At 66.9% G+C, this 20,630-nt stretch carries 23 protein-coding genes; 11 read left to right on the top strand and 12 right to left on the bottom strand.

The window, feature by feature from the left end; genetic code table 11:
* The first annotated feature begins 74 nt into the window (after positions 1-74).
* On the top strand, positions 75-497 hold the full coding sequence (locus tag AB8M85_RS10670) for a YdhK family protein (RefSeq protein ID WP_372698795.1): 423 nt from the start codon (positions 75-77) through the stop codon (positions 495-497).
* Positions 498-520: 23 nt separating this feature from the next.
* On the top strand, positions 521-1,132 hold the full coding sequence (locus tag AB8M85_RS10665; RefSeq protein ID WP_372698794.1) for a DUF4396 domain-containing protein: 612 nt from the start codon (positions 521-523) through the stop codon (positions 1,130-1,132).
* Between the two features lie 12 nt (positions 1,133-1,144).
* On the opposite strand, the gene AB8M85_RS10660 is transcribed toward AB8M85_RS10665, so the two are convergent.
* The 3 genes from AB8M85_RS10660 to AB8M85_RS10650 form a co-directional block, all read right to left on the bottom strand.
* A complete protein-coding gene (locus AB8M85_RS10660; RefSeq protein ID WP_372698793.1) occupies positions 1,145-1,363 on the bottom strand; it encodes a hypothetical protein in 219 nt (72 codons plus the stop codon).
* Between the two features lie 231 nt (positions 1,364-1,594).
* Entirely contained in the window at positions 1,595-2,221 is a 627-nt protein-coding gene (locus tag AB8M85_RS10655) for an RES family NAD+ phosphorylase (protein WP_372698792.1), read from the bottom strand.
* Positions 2,221-2,781 carry a hypothetical protein gene (locus AB8M85_RS10650; protein ID WP_372698791.1) on the bottom strand — a complete coding sequence of 187 codons (561 nt, stop codon included), beginning with the start codon at positions 2,779-2,781 and terminating at the stop codon, positions 2,221-2,223. The genes AB8M85_RS10655 and AB8M85_RS10650 overlap by 1 nt, the downstream gene beginning before the upstream one ends.
* Positions 2,782-2,915: 134 nt before the next feature.
* Between AB8M85_RS10650 and AB8M85_RS10645 the strand changes: the two genes are divergently transcribed.
* On the top strand, positions 2,916-3,146 hold the full coding sequence (locus AB8M85_RS10645; protein ID WP_372698790.1) for a hypothetical protein: 231 nt from the start codon (positions 2,916-2,918) through the stop codon (positions 3,144-3,146).
* Between the two features lie 225 nt (positions 3,147-3,371).
* A complete protein-coding gene (locus tag AB8M85_RS10640) occupies positions 3,372-3,674 on the top strand; it encodes a DUF1905 domain-containing protein (protein ID WP_372698789.1) in 303 nt (100 codons plus the stop codon).
* Positions 3,675-3,688: 14 nt separating this feature from the next.
* Here the strand turns inward: AB8M85_RS10640 and AB8M85_RS10635 are convergent, their stop codons facing one another.
* Together AB8M85_RS10635 and AB8M85_RS10630 are read right to left on the bottom strand one after the other, a co-directional pair.
* Positions 3,689-4,018, bottom strand: coding sequence for a Wadjet anti-phage system protein JetD domain-containing protein (locus tag AB8M85_RS10635; RefSeq protein ID WP_372698788.1), 330 nt, complete (start codon positions 4,016-4,018; stop codon positions 3,689-3,691).
* Positions 3,958-4,677, bottom strand: a complete 720-nt coding sequence (locus tag AB8M85_RS10630; protein WP_372698787.1) for a DUF3375 family protein — start codon at positions 4,675-4,677, stop codon at positions 3,958-3,960. Before AB8M85_RS10630 ends, AB8M85_RS10635 begins: the two co-directional genes overlap by 61 nt.
* Positions 4,678-4,843: 166 nt before the next feature.
* Between AB8M85_RS10630 and AB8M85_RS10625 the strand changes: the two genes are divergently transcribed.
* On the top strand, positions 4,844-5,113 hold the full coding sequence (locus tag AB8M85_RS10625; RefSeq protein WP_372698786.1) for a hypothetical protein: 270 nt from the start codon (positions 4,844-4,846) through the stop codon (positions 5,111-5,113).
* A gap of 1,072 nt (positions 5,114-6,185) precedes the next feature.
* Here AB8M85_RS10625 and AB8M85_RS10620 read toward each other — a convergent pair.
* The 3 genes from AB8M85_RS10620 to AB8M85_RS10610 form a co-directional block, all read right to left on the bottom strand.
* On the bottom strand, positions 6,186-6,785 hold the full coding sequence (locus AB8M85_RS10620; RefSeq protein ID WP_372698785.1) for a Dps family protein: 600 nt from the start codon (positions 6,783-6,785) through the stop codon (positions 6,186-6,188).
* Between the two features lie 42 nt (positions 6,786-6,827).
* Positions 6,828-7,382, bottom strand: coding sequence for a type 1 glutamine amidotransferase domain-containing protein (locus tag AB8M85_RS10615; RefSeq protein ID WP_372698784.1), 555 nt, complete (start codon positions 7,380-7,382; stop codon positions 6,828-6,830).
* 136 nt (positions 7,383-7,518) lie between these two features.
* A complete protein-coding gene (locus AB8M85_RS10610; RefSeq protein WP_372698783.1) occupies positions 7,519-8,196 on the bottom strand; it encodes a DUF6766 family protein in 678 nt (225 codons plus the stop codon).
* A gap of 233 nt (positions 8,197-8,429) precedes the next feature.
* Between AB8M85_RS10610 and AB8M85_RS10605 the strand changes: the two genes are divergently transcribed.
* From AB8M85_RS10605 to AB8M85_RS10585, 5 genes are all read left to right on the top strand, one after another.
* The gene (locus AB8M85_RS10605) at positions 8,430-9,620 is read left to right on the top strand and encodes an NAD(P)/FAD-dependent oxidoreductase (RefSeq protein ID WP_372698782.1); all 1,191 of its coding nucleotides are present in this window, start codon (positions 8,430-8,432) and stop codon (positions 9,618-9,620) included.
* Between the two features lie 177 nt (positions 9,621-9,797).
* Positions 9,798-10,439, top strand: coding sequence for an ABC transporter permease (locus AB8M85_RS10600; protein ID WP_372698781.1), 642 nt, complete (start codon positions 9,798-9,800; stop codon positions 10,437-10,439).
* Positions 10,432-11,724: an ABC transporter ATP-binding protein gene (locus AB8M85_RS10595; protein ID WP_372698780.1), complete on the top strand. Its 1,293-nt coding sequence runs from the start codon at positions 10,432-10,434 to the stop codon at positions 11,722-11,724. Before AB8M85_RS10600 ends, AB8M85_RS10595 begins: the two co-directional genes overlap by 8 nt.
* Positions 11,721-12,548, top strand: a complete 828-nt coding sequence (locus AB8M85_RS10590) for an ABC transporter permease (RefSeq protein ID WP_372698779.1) — start codon at positions 11,721-11,723, stop codon at positions 12,546-12,548. Before AB8M85_RS10595 ends, AB8M85_RS10590 begins: the two co-directional genes overlap by 4 nt.
* 3 nt (positions 12,549-12,551) lie before the next feature.
* Positions 12,552-13,565 carry a glycine betaine ABC transporter substrate-binding protein gene (locus AB8M85_RS10585; protein WP_372698778.1) on the top strand — a complete coding sequence of 338 codons (1,014 nt, stop codon included), beginning with the start codon at positions 12,552-12,554 and terminating at the stop codon, positions 13,563-13,565.
* A gap of 37 nt (positions 13,566-13,602) precedes the next feature.
* Here the strand turns inward: AB8M85_RS10585 and AB8M85_RS10580 are convergent, their stop codons facing one another.
* From AB8M85_RS10580 to AB8M85_RS10565, 4 genes are all read right to left on the bottom strand, one after another.
* Positions 13,603-14,154 (bottom strand): cysteine hydrolase family protein, encoded by a 552-nt coding sequence (locus AB8M85_RS10580; RefSeq protein WP_372698777.1) that lies wholly within the window; start codon positions 14,152-14,154, stop codon positions 13,603-13,605.
* Between the two features lie 192 nt (positions 14,155-14,346).
* The gene (gene fdhA, locus AB8M85_RS10575; protein WP_372698776.1) at positions 14,347-15,567 is read right to left on the bottom strand and encodes a formaldehyde dehydrogenase, glutathione-independent; all 1,221 of its coding nucleotides are present in this window, start codon (positions 15,565-15,567) and stop codon (positions 14,347-14,349) included.
* A 122-nt stretch (positions 15,568-15,689) separates the two neighbouring features.
* Positions 15,690-17,207 carry a glycerol kinase GlpK gene (glpK, locus tag AB8M85_RS10570; protein ID WP_372698775.1) on the bottom strand — a complete coding sequence of 506 codons (1,518 nt, stop codon included), beginning with the start codon at positions 17,205-17,207 and terminating at the stop codon, positions 15,690-15,692.
* Positions 17,208-17,423: 216 nt separating this feature from the next.
* On the bottom strand, positions 17,424-19,184 hold the full coding sequence (locus tag AB8M85_RS10565) for a glycerol-3-phosphate dehydrogenase/oxidase (RefSeq protein ID WP_372699082.1): 1,761 nt from the start codon (positions 19,182-19,184) through the stop codon (positions 17,424-17,426).
* Positions 19,185-19,458: 274 nt separating this feature from the next.
* On the opposite strand from AB8M85_RS10565, the gene AB8M85_RS10560 reads away from it, so the two are divergent.
* Positions 19,459-20,505, top strand: coding sequence for an MIP/aquaporin family protein (locus AB8M85_RS10560; RefSeq protein WP_372698774.1), 1,047 nt, complete (start codon positions 19,459-19,461; stop codon positions 20,503-20,505).
* Positions 20,506-20,630 lie beyond the last annotated feature (125 nt).

Below are 20,630 nucleotides of genomic sequence, written 5' to 3'. Positions count from 1 at the left end.
CCGGCTCCTCGAGTCCGTCACAGTCGTCGCTGTCTTCGTCGTCGTCCTCCGGCTCCGCGGCGCACGGCCACGACATGGACGGCGGTCCTGCACCCGAGGGCATCGAGAAGGCAGCGGATCCCCGATTCCCGGTCGGGACAGACGTCATCCTGAAGGCCGACCATATGCCGGGCATGATGAACGCGCCGGCCACGATCGCCGGGGCATTCCAGACCACCGCGCACGCTGTGGACTATGAGCCGACGGACGGCGCAGCTGTTGTCGAGGACCACAAATGGGTTGTGCAGGAGGAGCTGCAGGACGTTGGGGACCAACCGTTGGAGGTCGGGGATGACGCGGTCATGACCGCCGACCACATGCCCGCGATGAAGGGTGCGACGGCGACGGTCTCCCAGGTCTGGACGGGAACGGTCTACATGGTCGACTACCAGGTCGACGGCATGACGATGACGAACCACAAATGGGTCGTCGAGGATGAGATCCAGCCCGCCAACTGAGCAATGTATCGAGGAGGAGTCCGATGGAACACGATACGGGGCGGGAGTCCACGGAGCACGACCACGGGCAATCCGGGCACGACGAACACGGCGCGGGACACCCCCATGACATGTCGGGCATGGCGGTCGGTGCGACGCTGCACTGCCTGACCGGCTGCTCGATCGGCGAGATCATCGGGCTTCTGGTGGGCACCGCTGCGGGCTGGGCGAACCTGCCGACGATGGTCCTGTCCATCGCATTGGCCTTTGTCTTCGGGTATGCGCTGTCGGCACTTCCCCTGGTCCGCGGCGGCATCGCCCTCTCCGCGGCCTTGGGACTCGTCCTCGCAGCCGACACGCTGTCCATCGTGACCATGGAAATCGTGGACAACCTGGTCATGCTGGTCATTCCGGGTGCCATGAACGCTGGCCTGGTCAACCCCATCTTCTGGATTTCCATGGCGATTTCGCTGACCGTGGCATTCTTCGTCGCCTGGCCGGTGAACCGTGCGTTGCTGCGCCGCGGCAAGGGCCACGCCGTCACTCACCACGCTTTGGGCGCGGATGCGAGCATGGACAACCGCCCGCTCGTCATCGGCATCAGTGCTTTCCTGCTGGGTGGGTTCATCGCCTCCGTCGGAACGCTGCTGGGCTGAGGGCGCGGCAGGTCAACTGATGACCAGCCCGGGAACCGAGGCCAGCGGCTCCTGCGTGTAGGGGTGCTGCGGAGTGGCGAAGACCGCGTCCGCGTGCCCCGGCTCGACGGCACGTCCATCCTTCATCACCGGGACGCGGTCGCTCATATGGTGGATGACGCCCAGATCGCGGGAGATGAACAAGTAGCTCAACCCGTACCGCCGTTGGAGGTCGGTGAGCAGGTCCAGCACCTGGGCCTGTACCGAGACATCCAGCGCAGAGACCGCCTCGTTCAGAATCCCCCACGATGCCCAGTGTTTCCCGCCCGTAGCTTGAACGAGACATCGTTGACGACTGTGGCCACCGCGCCAGCAGGGCACGGGTGTACTCGTGATGGGGATAGCCCAGGATCCGGTCCGTCGGGCCCTGCTCGACGATGGCCCCGCCCTGCATGACGGCGACGTGATCGGCTAGGCGCCCGGCTACGTCACTGCAACGATCCTGATGTTCAGCGGACCGAGTCTGCGCGACAGCCAATCCAACTCGTGGTCGAAGGCGAACGCCCGGCCGCTTCCGGGGACTGTCTGGAAGTCGTCGCGCGACGCGCTCGTGCCAAAGAACACGTACGATCGGGCCGAATCATGCAGGCGGCTCATCCACACCATCCCGTCGAATCCTGCCGCGTGCGCGGCCGCAGCCCAGCGCACAGTCTCCCCGTAGTGTCGCGGTGACGTCCGGGTGATCTCTTCCGGATCCGTCCCGAGGCGCCGGAAGCCGTCGCCATGCAGAACGAGCAGATGAAGATCGCGCGATGAGGCGACTTTCGAAAGCACTCGTCGGCGGACCAGCGCCTCGTCAAGCCGGCCGCCGGAAAGCGGCACATCATGCAACAGCGTTTCGGCGATGGCGGCGTCGTCGTTCTGGGCCGCGTAGAGGACGGGAACAGTCGGCGTGCCGAAGAAGGCGAACCGGGTCTCCACGGCGGCAGGGGTCGGTCCGGGGTTGTAGTCTGCTGCGCCGAACATGGCCGAGTGGACGCGGGAGAGCCCGGAACCGGCCGGAAGGATTTCGCTCCGGGGATCGACGGTCCGTCCATCCGGGGTGAGCATTACCAGCTGGCGCCGTAGTGCGCGGCGAAGGCGGCGAGGATGCCGTCCGGGTCATCCAGGTGGTCGACCGGGCGCGAATCCGCATCCCACCACGTCGTCGGGGCCGTCAGCCACAGCAATGTCGCCTCCTCGCCGACGTCGAGCCGGTCCGCCGCTGCCTTCAGCGTGGCGATGACTTCGAGGGGGCCGTCCGGTCCCAGTTGGAAGGCCGGATACAGATAGCGGTTCAGCCGCTTGACCGCCAGAAGCCGTCCGCTGCGCCGAGCATCCGTTGCGTAGCTGCTGCGGCCGGTGGACGTTGATCCGCACCGTTGGGCGACCTCGGCACCGCTGAGCAGGCCAAATTCGCGGTCGATGGACCGCCATGCGCTTTCCGCGGCCTGTGCCCGGGAGGCCTGTTCCGGGGAGTGGTCGGCAACGAGGGTTGCCAGGCGTGATTTCAAGGCGTGGGCCGCCTGCAATTGGTCGCGCACTCTCGTCAACGCTTCGACGCCGATTCCCTCGCGGTCCAGGGCCTGGATCTCGCGCAGGAGTTCTGCTTCACGTGGGGCGAGCGTCATGATCGATAACCTCCTGCATATCCTGCACTCCATTCTATCCCCGGTTCTACAGGATGACCATGGCGTCGTCTGTTGCGGAAAGGCAGCCGGCTGGCACCGATCTAATGAGTGCATTTTGTAGGACAATTTGTAACATGAGTACGCTGACGATACGCACTGATATTGAGGTTGAACGCGCCCTTGACGTGTTGACCAGCGAGGGACTTTCCCGGTCCGAAGCCGTTCGGATGGCGATCCTGGACGCGGAGCGGGCACGCCGTCGGGCGCGGCTTCGCGTCGAGGCCGAATCACTCCGAAACGACCCCGAGGACGTGGCCGCCTCGCGTGAGCTGGCGGCTGAACTGGACGCGGCCCGTGCGTGGTGACCTCTATCGCCTGAAGGCACCCAAGGATTCGCGGGGGCCCGAGCAGGCTGGGGGCGGTTCGCCGTGGTTGTCCAGTCCGATGACCTTCCACTCTCGACCTGGGTTGTGGCACCGACGTCCACCGGCAGGCGGGAGGCGTCCCGCGCGCCCTGCCAGCAGCTCGACCCGAACGCTGCACGAGCGGTATAACGGTACAGGCAGCACCACCCGGCGGGGGGACATACCATGGACGACGGCGACGGGACCCTGCACGCCACGGGAACCGTGTTCTACTGGCGTGGGCCGGCACCGTTCTACTACCTGCGCGTGCCCGACGACGTCGCCGCCTACATCCACGACGTCGCCGCGGAAGTCACCTACGGGTGGGGCGTGATTCCGGTGACCGCGACCGTCGGCGCGACCCGCTTCACCACCTCGCTGTTCCCGAAGGACGGCGGTTACCTGGTCCCGCTCAAGGATGCGGTGCGGCGGGCCGAGGACATCGAGCTCGACGACGAGCTCACCGTGCACCTGCAGCTGGGCCGGTAGCCGGGGCGGCCCGGCTACCCGGGGGCCGGCCGGCTGCCCGGGGGCCGGCCGGCTGCCCCGATGAGCACGGCCACCGCGTGGTCCCAGTCGATGCGTTCCTGTTCCAGGCGCACGTTGCCGCGTTCGGCGAGCAGCCCGAGGGTGTCGCGCTCGGCAGTGGTCAGGTACTCCAGCGTCGCGGTCGAGGGCGCGGGTTCGGGTACGCAGAGGTCCGCGTACGCATCCAGGGTCGCGGTGTCCATGAGGACAGAGCGCGCCGTGACACCGTGGGCGCGCAACCGGTTCAGGATCGCGAAGCCGTGGCTGTCCAGGTCGCCCCAGTACACGACGTCGGCGCCACGCACCCATGGGATCCGGTCGAGGCGGTCCACCGCGTAGCCGGAACCGTGCACGACGACGTGCGGACCCGGGCGACGTCGGCCGGGACCTCTTCGACCAGGCCGAGGATGTCCCGGATGCGTTCCAATGCACGGTCCGGGGCGAGCACGTCGATCTCGCCTGATTCCACCCGGTCGATCTCCGCCTGGATGCGGTCGCGCTCGGTGTACAGGGCCTGCAATCGGGAAGCGGCATCCGGGTCGGTATCGCGGGCGAGTTCGCGCAGCCGGTCCTGGATGGTCGCCAGCCGGGACTCGGTGACGCTCTGGCGTGGCTCGGCCAAGTCGGTGACGAAGCGGATGGCCGTGAGCGCGCCCGGGGAGAGTTCGAACGTCTCCTCGCGTGATTCCTCGGCGGAGCGGCGGATGAGAATCTGTTGGTTCCGCCACTCGGTGCAGTATGCCTGCGCGGTCTGCGGCAGGTCGAATCCTTCGGCGCGGAGTTCCTCGAGGTCCGCGTCGACCTCTTCGAAGAGCACGGGGGCTACCAGCCGGCGTTCCTCCCCGGCCAGATGATTCCCCAGGATCGCGACCGCTGTGTCCGCATTTCGGGCACGGAGCATCGTCCAGGCAGGATGAGATGCCTGCAGTCGGGAGGCGGCACGGGCAGTACGGAGGACGTTCACGGTTTCACGCTACCGGGTGTTGCCGAAAGCCGAGGTTCTCCGCGGGCAGCAACTCAGGATCAGGTTGCTGTTTCGCGAAGAACTTACGGAACAGTGGCCGTGACCGGGGGTTGTAGGTCGCTCCGTGTACCTGCCGGTTTCACGGTTCACGGCGTAAACTACCTACATGAACTTGACCCTGACTGAAGTGCTTGACGCGGCCCGTGCGCTGTCTCGTGCCGAGCGCGCCGAAGTCGCACAGGAGCTGATCGCGTCGCTCGAATCGACCGACGAGTTCGATGAGGCTCGCGACGGCGAACTCCGTGCTGCGGTGAACCAGGGAATAGCCAGCCTTGACGCCGGTCGCAGTACTCGCGTCTCCGTCGATGACCTCGACGACTACCTGCGTGAGCGCGGACGGCTGGCGACCGAGCGGGCAGCCGCAAAGAGCGCGTGACCTTCCAGCTCGACCTCGGTGAAGATGCTGAAGCGGACATCGATGACATTCTCGAATGGTCGGTGATGCGCTTCGGTGAAGCCGTAAGAGACGGATATGAAGCGCTCATCTAAGCGGCGTTCGTCAGCATCGTCCGCGATCCCGAGTGCCCAGGGTCGCGCGACCGGCAAGATCTCGGACACGGAATCCGCACGCTGCATCTGAGAACCTGCCGCAACGAGGTCAGCCCGACGGCCCGACGCATCGCCAACCCGCGTCACTTCGTGGTCTATCGTCAACATGGCGAGGTCATCCAGGTGGCCCGCCTGCTGCATGAGGCAATCGACATCCACACGCAACGCATCCCCGGATCGGCACAGAAACGCATCGCCCGAAATTCACCCTGAGAGCGGTTTCTGTGGACGCAGAGCCGCCGTGCGACCCCGCAAGATCAAAGGAACCGGGATTCTGGGCGCCTTCAGGAGGAGCCCACTCTCCAACCGTTCGCCGCTGACGGTTGGGAAGCGGCCGAGGACGTGTGCGGGATCGGCCGTGTTCGCATGGCCCCAGACGCCGCGGGGACGATCTTGGACCTCTGACTGGCGAGCCTTTCCTCTTCCAGTTCGCCGGAGGACGGGCTGGGTACGCCGGATTTAGCGACACGATCACGCACTCCCGGGGCTTGGCGCGCTGGTAAGTGACGCGCTCAGAGACCGTGACCCACGTGGAGCTGATCCTTGGCCGTCTCCGGAGGTCCGTCTCCCGAGGCGGGAGCGTGCGTCCATTCACGCAATGGCGGACCTCGCGGCCAAGGAGCGCACGCTGATTCGCATTGCACTGGAGATGGGCCTGGCGAAGGCGACCGTGCAGGCCAACCTCACCGGCAGTTGGCGCGGCACAGCTAAGGCATCCCACCGCCAGGAGACACCCTGCCTCCTAGCGGTGGGAGCTAATGTCTCCCTGACGCTGGCCTGCCGTAGTCGGCAGGCCAGCGTCAGGGAAAGGGATGGCCACATGGAAACGGTCCATGGACACCAGGCCCATGGACCGCCATCGTGCTCCTACCCCCATGTCGGGAGCACGTCATGGGGGGCTACTTCTTCGAGGAGCCCTTCGAGGAGGACTTCGATCCGGACTTCGTCGAGGAGGCGGCGCCCTTTTCGGTGCCGGCATCGGCGTCGTCCAGTCGCCCCTGGCTGTTCTCCAGGTGCGAGCGCATGAACCACTGGAACAACTCCAGCTCCGCAATCTGGCCGATCAACAGGTCCTCGGTCACCGGGTCGAGTTCCTCCACGGTGGCGCGGGCCTCACGGTGGCTCTCCACCACACCGTTGTAGACCACGTCCAGGGCGGCCAGGTGCTCGGCGGTTCCCGCACGCTGGATGTCGTAGTCGTCCCATGGCCGGGCCTTGACCATGGCCCCGGCGAGGCCGTTGGGGGAGACGCCGAGGGTGGCCATGCGTTCGGCGATGGCGTCGATCATGCCGCGGACCTTCTCGATCTGCGGGTCCAGCATCTCGTGCACGCCGATGAAGTCGCGTCCGACGACGTTCCAGTGGGCGTGCTTGAGGGTGAGCTGCAGGTCGTTGAGCGCGTGGAGGCGCATCTGCAGGGTGTCGCCGACCTGGTGTCCGTCCTCCAGGCTCAGGCCCGGGACGGTGTATCCGGCATGGGTGGTGTTCTTGGTGGCCACGAAAGTGCTCCTTCTGTCGACAAAGGGGGTGTGCGGACGGGCTCAGGAGGACAGTTCGTCCTCGATGGCACCGACGAAAGCGTCCAGGTCGCCCGGGTTCCGCGAGGTGATCAACGTGAAGCCCTCGGCGGGGCAGCGGAAGACCTCGACGTCCTTCCAGGTGCCGCCGGCGTTCTCGACGTCGGTCTTCACCGAGGTGTACGAGGTCAGCGTCTTGCCGCGGACGAGCCCGGTTTCCACCAGCAGCCAGGGCCCGTGGCAGATCGAGGCGATCGGGCGGCCGGAGGAGGCGAAGGCCTTCGCAAGGCGCTGCGCGTCGGGGTCCAGGCGCAGGTTGTCCGCGTTCAACGTGCCGCCGGGAACCAGCAGCAGGTCGAAGTCGGCTTCACCCACGTCCGTGAGCGTGGCGTCCACGGGCAGCTTCTCGCCCAGATCCCAGTCGCTCACCAGCGTCTGGACGTCCCCGGACTCGGGGGCCGCGACAGTGACCTGTGCCCCGGCGCCGCGGAGGCGGTCCACGGGCACCTTGAGCTCGTCCTGCTCGACGCCGCGGTTGGAGACAACCGCAAGGATCTTCTTACCGGCTAGGTCAGCCATGTGTGGTGCTCCTTTCAGAGGGGAGTCAATACCGCTACCCTGTCATCGGCCCCCGGGGCAGGCAAGGGAAAGTGCAGTCTTTCGCTGCCCGCGTACGTCGCCGGGACCCGGCTTCCAGCCCCGGCGGCCGCGGGTGCTACTCGCCTTCCGTGGCGGTCTCGTCGTACGGCGTGCCAACGGGTTTGGACTCCGAGGAACCGCGCTGGCGCAGGAAGATCGACAGGGTCACCATTCTGCCCACGGCCAGCAGCCCGGACTGCCAGTTCTGCAGCGTCCGGTTCCAGAAGTCGGCCGAGATGACATAGCCGGCCCAGGTCACGGTGTCCTGCCCGTGCTCCATCTGCGTCTCGTTGTAGACCACGACCCCGGCCAGGGACTGCGCCCACCAGGAGAGCAGGAACACCGCACCCATCACCAGCAGCAGCGAATTGGAGAAGAGGACCCGGCGCCAGCCGTCGACCTTCGCCCACGCGGGGGAGTTGGGCTTCGCGTACTCGCCGACGAGCTGTTCCTCGTCGGTGCCCAGACCGGCATCGCCGACCTTCTTCGACTCCGGCGAACCCTTCTGCACCAGCCAGACGGTGGCCAGGATGAAGAGGAAGAACTGCAGGTACTCCGACTGCCAGTTCTCGGCGACGTCGACGATGAAGTCGGAGGAGGTGATGAAGTCCAGGTAACCGGACACCTGGCCTCCGTGGCTCAGCCGCGTCTCGTTGTGGTCGGCCAGCCCGGCGAAGGACTGGCCGAGCCGGGTCAACAGGAACAGGGCCCCGAAGACGATGCTCAGGCCCTGGCGGTGGATTTTCTGTCGCATCGTCGCCCTACCGTCCCGAGAAGCCGATGATGATCATGTAGGTCAGGCCCAAGGCCAGGAGAGCCAATGTCGAGAAGAATACTGTTCGCATGAGGCGACCACATGACGAAGTGACCCCGTTCCGCCTCCTGCTGAGCCCCAGCGGAAGTGCCCGTTTTTCCTTGCCCGCGCCGGTGAACAGTGGTTGGGTGGCCGGGAAGCATACGGCGGACCAGCAGGGAAGGTGGAGCGACATGGACGAACACCACCGGATCGTCATGGTAGGCGGCGGGAATGCGGGAATCTCGCTGGCAGCTCGTCTGCTGCGGAAGAAAGTACGAGATGTCGCGATCATCGAACCGCGTTCCACGCACTACTTCCAGCCGTTGTTCTCGCATGTCGGCGCCGGGGCAGCGGGGATGGAGGAGGCACAACGGCCACAAGCCGCAGTGATGCCCCGCCGTGCCCGCTGGATCCAGGGGGCCGTCTCCGGGATCCGGCCCGAGGAGGATGCCGTCATTCTCGACGACGGCCGCCGGATCGCCTACGACCAACTGGTGGTGTGCCCCGGCGTGCAGCTGGACTGGCAGGCCGTTCCGGGGCTGCGTGCGGCCATGGACGGGGTGCACGGCACCTCCAACTACGATGCCGCGCTGGTGCCCGCCACGTGGGAGCTGGTGCGGGGCCTGCGCCGCGGGACCGCGGTCTTCACCCAGCCGCCAGGCCCGGCGAAGTGTTCTGGGGCAGCGCAGAAGATCGCCTACATGGCCTGCGACTACTGGCGGGAACAAGGCGTCCTCGAGGACATCGACGTGTACATGGTCGTGGCCACGCCCAAGGTCTTCGGCATGCCCGATGTGGATGCCGAACTCGAGCGCAAGATCGCCGAGTACGGCATCACCCTGCTGCCCTCGAGCCGCCTCGTCTCCGTCGACGCCGCTGCCTGCCGGCTGCGGTTGGAAGGCCCCACCGGGTCGCGGGAGATCGCCTACGACCTATTGCACGTGGAGCCGCAGCAATCGGCACCCGACTGGCTGAAGGCCACCACCCTGCCCGCTGACGACGACGACGCCGGGTTCGTGGAGGTTGACGATGCGACGTTGCGCCACCGGCGATACCCCAACGTCTGGTCGTTGGGGGATGCAGCCGGGACGTCCAATTCGAAGTCCGGCGGGGCACTGCGCAAACAGACCAAGGTCGTCGACCGGAACCTGCGGGCTGCCCTGGAGGGCCGGATGCCACCGGCGCGCTACAACGGGTACTCCGTGTGCCCGTTCACGCTGAGCCGTGGCACCGCGTTCTTCGCCGAATTCGGGCCCGACCTCGAACCGATGCCGAGCTATCCGTGGCTGCGGATGGCCAAGGAACGACGCTGGCAGTGGGTTGTGGACCGTCATGTCTTCCCCCAGATCTACTGGCATCTCATCCTCAAGGGCCGCGCCTGAGGGGAGGAGCCGGCCTCAGGGGTCCGCGTCGCAGAAGGTTACGAGTGGGTAACGGAATGGGGCAGGGGCCGTCCGGCTGCCTCGGATCCGCCGCGCCCCCGTTACCGTGGGGAACCACGAAGGCGGCTCCGATCCGCCTCCGTCAGAGGGTCGAAACAGGGTGAAGAGGGTCTGAACGTGTGGGAATTCGTCGGCGACAGATATCGCCAAATACTCTTTGCCTCCTGGCAGCACTTCAGCCTGGTCGTCCAGTGCCTGATCCTGGCGACGGTCATCGCCGTCGTCATCGCGGCCCTGGTCTACCGCAGCAAGGTGGCCAGCTCCACCGCGAACAGCGTCTCCGCGATCGGCCTGACCATCCCGTCCTTCGCCATGATCGGCCTGTTGATCGCCCCCATGGGCTTCGGCGTCCCGCCGGCCGTCACGGTGGTGACGTTCTTCGCGGCACTGCCCATCCTGCGCAACGCAGTCGTCGGGCTGGCCGGCATCCCGGCGGCCACCGTTGAATCCGCCCGCGGCATCGGCATGAGCCGGTTCCGCACCCTGGCCACCGTGGAGATCCCCATGGCCTGGCCTGTCATCCTCACCGGCGTACGCGTCTCGGCCCAGATGGTCATGGGCGTGGCCGCCATCGCCGCCTATTCGCTCGGCCCGGGTCTGGGCGGTTTCATCTTTTCCGGTCTGTCCCGGCTCGGCGGCGCCAACGCCTTCGAATCGGTGGTCGTCGGCGTCGTCGGCGTGATCCTGTTGGCCTTCATCCTCGACCTGCTGCTCGTCGGCCTGGGTCGTCTCACCACACCGCGAGGTATCCGTGTCTGATCTGCAAACATCCACCCAGGACACCCCGGAAGGCGTGACCGGCGCCTCCATCCTGTTGCAGGAGGTGACCAAGCGCTACCCGGGCCAGTCCCAGCCCGCCGTCGGCGGTCTGACCCTGGAGATCCCCGCCGGCTCGATCGTCATGTTCGTCGGTCCTTCCGGCTGCGGCAAGACGACGACGCTGAAGATGATCAACCGGCTCATCGAACCGACCGGCGGGGGCATCGTCATCAACGACGAGGACGTCACCGGCATGGACGGCGACAAGCTGCGCCGGAAGATCGGCTACGTCATCCAGGCCGGCGGCCTCTTCCCCCACATGACCGTGGCGTCCAACATCGGGCTGGTCCCGAAGATGCTCGGGTGGGACAAGCAGCGCATCGCCGCCCGCGTCGACGAACTGCTCGAGCTCGTCTCGCTGGATCCGGCCACCTACCGCGGCCGCTACCCCAAGGAGCTTTCCGGCGGCCAGCAGCAGCGCATCGGCGTGGCCCGGGCGCTCGCGGCCGACCCGCCCATCCTGCTCATGGACGAGCCCTTCGGCGCGGTGGACCCGATCACCCGCCAGCGATTGCAGGACGAACTGATCAACATCCAGTCGGAACTGCAGAAGACGATCGTCTGCGTCACGCACGACTTCGACGAAGCGGTCAAGCTCGGCGACTGGATCGCCGTGTTCAACGAAGGCGCCCAGCTGGTCCAGTACGATTCGCCGGAACGCATCCTGGCCAACCCGGCCAACGAGTTCGTCGAGAACTTCATCGGCTTCGGCGCCGGGCTCAAGCAGCTGACCCTCAACCGCGTCCACGACGTCCGCCTCGAGGAGGCCGTCACCGCCGTCCCCGGAGACACCGCGTCCGACGTGCTCTCCCGGCTGCAGGGTGCGGGCCACCAGAATGCGGTCATCGTCGATTCCCGCAAGCGGCCCATCCAGTGGCTCTCACGCCGGCAGCTCAGCCGCATGCAGGTCATCACCGACCAGGTCGATGCCAACCTCTCGGTCGTCTCGGACCGCTCAACGCTGAACGATGCCCTCGACGTCATGCTCGTCGGCAGCGTCAGCGCCGCCATCGTCACCGGCCGCCGCGATGCCTTCCTCGGTCTGGTCACGGTCGACACCGTCATGGAGTCCATCCGCGCCGCTCAGGAAGCGGCCAAGGGGGATGCGGATTCGCCCGTGGGCCTGAACAGCGGGGCCATCCCCACCACCGCCGTGGCAGAGGCCCTCGACACCGAGGTGCCGGCGGGGGCAGCCGACGCCCGCGACGAGGGCGCGCAGCCATGAGCGCCACCGAAAACCGCAACCAGGAGACCGCTCCGGCCCCTCCGACCGCTCCGGCCGCTCCGGCCGACCCCGACGGCACCGGATTCGTGCCCCGGCGGTCCGGCCCCTCGGCGAAGCCGCTGGTGTGGCAGATCGTCGGCATCCTCATCGCCCTCGGGCTCGTGCTCGTCTGGCTCGCGACCGCCGACCTCTCGGCCACCGAACGCGCGACGCTGGCACCCGACGCCCTGTGGGGCTACACGCTCGAACACCTGCAGCTGACGATCGTCGCCACGGTGATCGTGCTGGTCATCGCCATTCCGCTGGGCATCCTCCTGACCCGCGGACCCCTGCGCAAGGCCAGCGGCCCGATCGTGGCCATCGCCAACTTCGGCCAGGCGGCCCCCGCCATCGGCCTGGTCGTGCTGCTGGCCTTCTGGGTCGGCTTCGGCTTCTGGGCCTCCATCATCGCCCTGGTCGGCTACGGGATCCTGCCGGTGCTGCGCAACACCATGGTCGGGCTGCGCCAGGTCGACGAGCGCCTCATCGAGGCCGGCCGCGGCATGGGCATGAGCGCCGGCGCCGTGCTGTGGAAGGTCGAGCTCCCGCTGGCCGTGCCGGTCATGCTCGCGGGCATCCGCACCGCCCTGGTCCTGCTGGTGGGCACCGCCACGCTGGCCACGTTCATCAACGGCGGCGGCCTGGGCATCCTCATCACCACCGGGGTGAACCTGAACCTCACCACCGTGCTGGTGGCCGGCTCGCTGTTGGTCGCCCTGCTGGCCCTGATCGTCGACTGGCTGGGCCGGCTCGTCGAGCACATCGCCCGCCCGAAGGGACTCTAGGCCATGGCCACACCCACCCGATTCCCCCGAGTACGACGGCGGCTGCTCGCCTCCGCGGCGGCCCTGTCCATCGCCGGGCTGCTGGCCGGATGCGGGCTGCAGCCCGCAGCCTCCTATGTCCCGGATGCCGGGCCGGGCACGATCGAGCACATTGACGGGCTGCCCCAGAACGCCAAGCTGACGGTCACCTCGAAGAACTTCACCGAACAGCTGATCCTGGGCAAGATCGCTGTCCTGGCCGCCAAGACCGCCGGGTTCAAGGTCACCGACCTGACCAACGTGCCCGGCAGCCAGCCGGTGCGCGAGCTGATGGTCTCCCACCAGGCGGACTTCACCTGGGAATACACCGGGACCGCCTGGATCACCTACCTCGGCCATTCCGAAGGCATCCCGGACAAGCAGGAGCAGTGGCAGGCCGTCCACGACGAGGACCTGGGCAACGGACTGACCTGGGGCGCTCCCGCACCGCTGAACAACACCTACGCCTTCGCCGTGCGCCGCGAAGCGGTGGAGAAGCTCGGCGGCATCAGCAAGCTCTCGCAGATCGCGGACCTGCCGGTCAAGCAGCGCACCTTCTGCCTGGAGGCCGAATTCAACTCGCGGCCCGACGGATTCAACCCGATGCTCGAGGCCTACGGGCTCGAACGGGGTTCGCCGAAGGGCGTGCCGGACGGCAACATCGGCATCTACGACACCGGTGCCGTGTACTCGGCCACCGACAACGGGGACTGCAACTTCGGCGAGGTCTTCACCACCGACGGACGCATCAAGTCACTGGACCTGGTGGTGCTGGAGGACGACCGCAAGTTCTTCCCCGCCTACAACGCGGCACCTGTCTACAACACCGAGACACTGCAGGAGTACCCGCAGTTGCGCGAGGTCTTCTCCCAGGTCTCGCCACTGCTGACCGATGACGTGATGCGCGAATTGAACCTGCGGGTCGACGTCAAGGGCGAGGAGCCCGCGGACGTCGCCTATGACTGGATGCTCTCCGAGGGACTGATCACGAAGAAGTAGCCGAGGCGCTAGTCGGACGCGGTTCGCCGGGAGGTCGTCAGCGGATCCAGTCCCGCAGTTCCTCCAGCCCGAGTTGGGGCTGGCGCTGTTCTTCGCCGAGCAGGTCCAGCGCTTCCCGGCCGCGCTGTGGGTCCGTGGAGCCGATGGCGTCGCGGGCGTAGGCGACTCGGAAGTCCAGGGCGAAGGCATCGGCGCCGGTGCGGGCCACGCAGTTCTGCCCGGACACCCCGGCCAGGACCAGGCGGGTGATGCCGTGCAGGCGCAGCCGTTGGGCCAGATCGGTGCCATGGAAGGCACTGTCGCGAATCTTGGTGACGGTGTGGGCATCCCCGACGTCCAAGCCGGGCACGAGCGCGGCCTGCTCGGAACCGGCGAACATGTAGCCCTGGCCGTCGTCGAGCATGCTCAGGGTCCAGGTGGTGCCGTTGCGGGCATGCTCGGTCACCACCACGTACACGGGCAGGTCGTGTTCGCAGGCGAGGCGCAGCAGGTCGTTGTTGGCGGAGACCAGCTGGTCGCGTTGTTCGGTCAGGTCGCCGTTCTCGAAGTACCCACACTGCATGTCGATGATGACAACGGCGGTTTCCACGGTTGTCCTATCCGTCGAGTTCGTGCCAGGGAAATGGTCCAGGTGAAGGGGCCCGCCCGTAACAGGGATGTGTGGGACGGGCCCCTGGACGGTTCCGGCGCATAGGTTCCGGAACCCGCATTCAACCTATCGGCCGTCCCGGGGGCACCGGAAGCTTTTGCGTGCGCACCCCCGCCAGCCAGTGTGGGCCGGTCAGGCTTTGATGTAGCCGTTCGGGTTCAGCACGTACTTGGTGGCGGCGCCGGCATCGAACTCGGCGTAGCCGCGGGGGGCGTCATCGAGGGCGATCGCCTTGGCGTTGACCGCTTCGGCGATGTGGATCCTGTCGTGCAGGATGGCCATCATCAGCTGCCGGTTGTACTTCATCACCGGGCATTGCCCGGTGGTGAAGGACAGCGACTTCGCCCAGCCTGTGCCCAGCGACAGCGACAACGAGCCCTTCTGCGCCGCCTCGTCGGCCGCTCCGGGGTCCCCGGTCACATACAGCCCCGGGATGCCCAGCGAGCCGCCGGCAGCGGTGAGGTCCATCAGCGAGTTCAGCACCGTGGCCGGGGCCTCCTTCGCGTCCTTGCCCCCGCCGTGGCCGCGCGCCTCGAAGCCGACGGCGTCGACGCCGCAGTCGACTTCCGGGACACCGAGGAGCTGCTCAATCTGGTCCGCCGGATCGCCGTCCCCGACGTTGATCGTCTCGCACCCGAAGGTCCGGGCCTGGGCCAGGCGGTCGTCGTTCATATCTGCCACGATGACAACGGCGGCGCCGAGCAGGCGCGCACTCGCCGCCGCTGCCAGCCCCACGGGGCCTGCCCCGGCCACGTAGACCGTGGATCCGACGGTGACCCCGGCGCTGACGGCGCCGTGGAATCCGGTGGGCAGGATGTCCGAGAGCATGGTCAGGTCCATGATCTTCTCGAGGGCCTGGTCCCGGTCGGGAAACTTGAGCAGGTTCCAGTCGGCGTAAGGGACCAGCACGTATTCGGCTTGGCCTCCGACCCATCCACCCATGTCGACGTAGCCGTAGGCGCTGCCTGGGCGGTCGGGGTTCACGTTCAGGCAGATGCCGGTCTTGCGCTCCTTGCAATTGCGACAGCGACCACAGGAGATGTTGAACGGCACCGAGCAGATGTCGCCGACCTTGATGAACTCGACGTCGGAACCGACCTCGACGACCTCGCCGGTGATCTCGTGCCCCAGCACCAGGTCGAGGGGCGCGGTGGTCCGGCCACGCACCATGTGCTGGTCGGAGCCGCAGATATTCGTGGCGACGGTGCGCAGGATGGCCCCGTGCGGCACCTTGCGGCCCACGTTGTCCGGGTGGACGCCCGGCCCGTCCTTCAGTTCGAAGGTGGGGTAGTCGACGTCGATGACCTCGACCTTGCCAGTTCCCTTGTAGGCGACAGCCCTGTTTTCAGCCATGGTGTTCTAGACCTTTCCGAAGTGTGTTCGAGTGGTTCCCCAGCGTGGTTGATTCCCGTGAAGCCGACTAATCATCTTCCTTTCCGAACCGTGGTGGGCTGCGGCCCACCGCCCCAGGGAAACTACTGGACGTCGTCGTCGACCCAGTCCAGCGTCTTGGTGACGGCTTTCTTCCAGAGGCGGTACTGCCGGTCTCGCTCGCCCGGATCCATGCTCGGGCTCCAGCGCTTGCCTTCGCGCCAGTTCGCGATGACGTCGTCCTCCCCGTCCCAGAAGCCGACGGCGATGCCCGCGGCGTAGGCGGCACCCAGGGCCGTGGTCTCGGCCACCTCGGGCCGTACCACGTCCACGTTGAGGATGTCGGCCTGGAACTGCATCAGCAGTTCGTTGGCGACCATGCCCCCGTCCACCCGCAGTTCCGTGAGGTCGACGCCGGAGTCGGCGTTCATGGCGTCCAGTACCTCGCGGGATTGGAAGGCCGTTGCCTCCAAGGCGGCCCGGGCGATGTGGTTCTTGTTCACGAATCGCGTCAGGCCCACCAGGGCGCCGCGGGCGTCGGACCGCCAGTGCGGGGCGAACAGACCGGAGAAGGCGGGGACGAAGTAGGCGCCCCCGTTGTCCTGGACCTTGTGCGCGTAGTACTCGATGTCCGGGGCTTCCTCGAAAAGCCCCAGGTTGTCCCGCAACCACTGTACCAGCGACCCGGTGACGGCAATCGACCCCTCCAGGGCGTACACCTGTGGAGCGTCGCCGATCTTGTAGCACACGGTCGTCAGGAGCCCGTTCTTGCTGGCGACCGGCTCGGTTCCGGTATTCAGCAACATGAAGTTGCCGGTGCCGTAGGTGTTCTTCGCGGCACCCTTCTGGAAGCAGGCCTGGCCAAACGTCGCTGCCTGCTGGTCTCCCAGGATGCCGGCGATCGGAACGTCCGGGACCATGCCGCGTTGTCGGCCGTGCCCGTAAACCTCGGATGATGAACGAATCTCCGGCAGCATGGACATCGGGATTCCCATGTCCGCGGCGATGTCCTCGTTCCACGTCAGCGAGTCGATGTTCATGAGCATGGTACGCGAGGCGTTGGTGACGTCGGTGACGTGGACCCCGCCCTCGGTGCCTCCGGTCATGTTCCACAGCACCCAGGTGTCGGTGTTGCCGAAGAGCAGGTCACCGCGCTCCGCTGCTTCCCGCGCCCCGTCCACGTTGTCGAGGATCCACTTGATTTTCGGACCGGAAAAGTAGGTGGCCAGGGGCAAACCCACGCGCGACTTGTATTTGTCAGCGCCGTCGCTGCCGCCGAGTTCCTCCACGATCTTCTGGGTGCGCGTGTCCTGCCAGACGATGGCGTTGTAGACGGGCTTGCCGGTCGTCTTGTCCCAGACCACCGCGGTTTCGCGTTGGTTGGTGATGCCGACGGCGACGAGGTCCTGGTGGGCGATGTTGCCGCGGGTCAAGGCCTGGCCGACGGCTTCGCGGACATTGTTCCAGATTTGTTCGGGATTATGCTCCACCCAGCCGGCCCGGGGGAAGATCTGCTCGTGCTCGAGCTGGCCGACCGAGTGGATGGTCCCCTCGTGGGTGAAGACGATGGCGCGCGAACTGGTGGTGCCCTGGTCGATGGCAAGGACGTACTGGGTGCTCATGGCAGCTCCTGATCGTTGTGGTGGGGTGATCGCAGGTGCGAGGTCTGCCGGGGCAGGCGGCTGACCGGGGTGCGTGCCGACGTCGGTGCACCGGCAGGGGACTCTGGGACGCCGGGCCGGTGCACGCGACGGCAGAATGCGGATCCATGGAGGGGATTGGGTGGGGCGGTGCGCCTGCGGACACTGTGCGTGCAGACTGGACGCATCCGGCCCGGGCTAGGTGCCAACGGGACCTGCAGCGCCAGGGGACTGCGGGGAAGACCCGGGTTTCACCCCGGCTTCGGGTGGCGGTCCCAGGGGAGCCAGTGGAGCGAGGTCCTTGGCGCGCAGCCGAGTGGTCTCGGCGGACGCGTCATCCGGCTCCGACTCGGCCGCCGCTTCCGCCATTGCCCGGGCGGTATAGGACTGCACTTCATGCCGACGCCGGTCCTCGTCCCAGCCTAGGACCCCGGACATCAGCAGGGAGATTTCCTCCAGGGCAGCCAGGCCCCGGTCGGCGACCTCGTAGTTCAGGCGGGTGCGGTGCAGCATGACGTCCTCGAGGTGCAGTGCGCCCTCGTGGCTGGCCGCATAGCTGATCTCGGCGCGAAGGTAGGCCGGTGCATGTTCCAAAGGCCGGGCCAGGGATTCGTCCCCGGCACAGAGATCGACGATGTCGGTGATCAAAGAGCCGTACCGGTGCAGAAGGTGGTCGACCACCGCTTCCGACCATCCGTACGTGCGGGCGTAGGTCCGGCTCCAGTTTCGTTGGACGTCGAGGTTGACGGCTCCCACGAGGGGGGCGTTGCTGGTGACCGAAGGGTTTTTTCTTGCCTCGGGGCCCAGGGCGAAGTCCACTGCATCCTCGGCCATGACGCGGTAGGTTGTCAGCTTGCCGCCGGCGATAACGGTCAGGCCAGGGGTCGGCGAGGCCGTGGTGTGCTCGCGGGATACCTTGGCCGAAGAGGTGCCTTCCTTCGTGCCGGGCTGCAGGAGCGGGCGCAGGCCGGCCCAGGTGCCGATGATGTCGGCCCGGGTCAGGGGTCGGGCCAGGACGCTGTTGGCGTGTTCCAGGATGTAGTCGATGTCGGCGGAGGTGGCGACGGGGTGCTGGAGTTCTTGTTTCCAGGGGGTGTCGGTGGTGCCGATGATCCAGTAGCGAGACCAGGGGATGACGAAGAGCACGCTCTTCTCGGTTTGCAGGATCAGCCCGGCCTCGCCGGAAATGCGTTCGCGGGGCACCACGATGTGTACGCCTTTGGACGCCAGAACCCGCAGTCCACCGGTCCCGCCGGCCAGGGCCTCCGTCTCCTCCGTCCAGACCCCGGTTGCGTTGATGACATGGCGGGCATGCACGCGCAGCTCCTCTCCGGTTTCCAGGTCACGCAAGTGTGCGCCGTCGATGCGGCCTTGTCCATCACGCGTCAGGTCGATGACCTGCGTCCTGCTGGCTGCCTGGGCGCCGTGCGAGGCTGCAGTACGCACGAGGGTGCTCACCAGCCGGGCATCGTCCACCGAGGCGTCCCAATAGCGCAGGGCACCCACCGCTGCGTCGTGGCGCAGGTCGGGGAAGAGGCGGTTCATTCCCTTCCGTGACAGGTGCTGGTGCAATGGCAGGGCGCGTCGTCCGGGGGTCAGGCTGGCCAAGGTGTCGTACAGTGCGATTCCGGCGCCGACGTAGCCGCGTTCCCAGATGCGGTGTTCGAGGGGGTAGAGGAACGAGACCGGGCGGACCAAATGTGGCGCCAGCTTCGAGATCAGCTGGTCGCGTTCAGTGAGGGCCTCGTGGACCAGGTGGAAATCGAGCATCTGGAGGTAGCGGAGACCGCCGTGCACCAGCTTGCTGGAGCGGCTGGAGGTCCCCGAGGCCCAATCCTGAGCCTCGACGACTGCGGTCTTCAGCCCACGCGTGACCGCGTCGAGAGCGGTCCCCGCACCGGTAACGCCACCGCCGATGACCAGGACGTCAAGTGGCTCTGCCGCCGTGGTCGCGCGCATGGCCTCCAGGGCCGTGGTGCGCGATTGCGGAGTCAGGGCGGAACTGGATGAATTCACGTGGGCCTCCAAAACCGTTGACTGACCCTAGCGTCACACCGATCCCCTCTTGGCACAAGAGACCAGTAGCCCTCTTAAGTGGTTGCGACCGGGCAGCGGGCCGGGTCGCGTACAACGCCCCCCTAGCGAACCGCACCGGCGAGAGTTATTCTTCGACCACGTCCGTAGGTCCCTGCACACATGGTGCCCGGCAGCGGATTTTCCGAGGAGGTTCAACGTGAGTGACATCGTTCCGATTCGAAGCACGCTGCGGGGCGCAGTTCGCAACGGAAGCGGGCTCAAACGGCTCGGCGGCACCTGGGGAGAAGCCCTGGCGGAGTTCTTGGGGACCTTCGTCTTGATCCTGCTGGGGGACGGCTCCGTCGCCATGGCGGTTGCCGGCTTGCCGGGATCGGGCCGCACCGCTGCACCGGACGTCTTCTTCCAGGGAACCGGCGACTGGATGCTGATCGCCTGGGGGTGGGCGTTCGCTGTGGCCTTCGGCGTGTACATCGCCGGCGGAGTCAGCGGTGCCCACCTCAATCCTGCCGTGACGCTGGCCTTCGCGGTCCGGCGCAAGTTCGCGTGGAAGAAGGTGGGGCCCTACATCATCGCGCAGGTCGTCGGTGCGTTTGCCGCGGCCGCGCTGGTCTACGCCGTGTATTGGCAGGCCATCGATGCATTCAATCAGGCTACGAAGACCGCGCGGGATGCCGTCGGGGGGCTAGCCACCTACTCGATCTTCGCCACCTTCCCCGCCCCCTACTACGACGGAAGCAGTTGGGGGCCGCTGCTCGACCAGGTCGTCGGCACCGCGCTACTGCTGATGATCATCGCCGCGGTCGTGGACCTGCGCAATACCGGCGTGAAGGCGAACCTCGGCCCCCTCATCATCGGATTCGGCGTGGCGGCCATCGGCATCTCCTTCGGCGCCAATGCCGGATATGCCATCAACCCCGCGCGCGACTTCGGCCCCCGTCTCTTCGCGTGGATGGCCGGATGGGGTGACACGGCGCTGCCGGGGACGGTCGACGGTTCATTCAGCTGGTACTTCTGGGTTCCGATCGTCGGACCCATCGTCGGAGGCCTGATCGGCATCCTGTTGTACGACCTGTTCATCGGCGACATCCTCCACGCCCGTTTCAGGCTGCAGGAACTGGACGGGGAGGCAGGGCCCGGGACCGAGGAGGGCATCGTGGGTGATCGGACCGCGTCGAGCCACACCGGGCGGACCACGGGCCGCAGGGCCGCCACCGACCCGCCGCAGGCCTCCGACGAGGAATAGCCGTCACGGACTCCGGTCGACCAGCGTTATCTCATCGGGGACACCATGACACATGTTGTGACGCGCCCGAGCGTGACCGGGGCGACGGCGGCAGCCGGGCTGCTGCGCTAGCGTGGAATCATGAG

The sequence above is a fragment of the Arthrobacter sp. JSM 101049 genome, from assembly GCF_041679245.1.
GTDB lineage: Bacteria > Actinomycetota > Actinomycetes > Actinomycetales > Micrococcaceae > Arthrobacter_H.
This window is presented reverse-complemented; position numbering and strand designations above follow the sequence as displayed.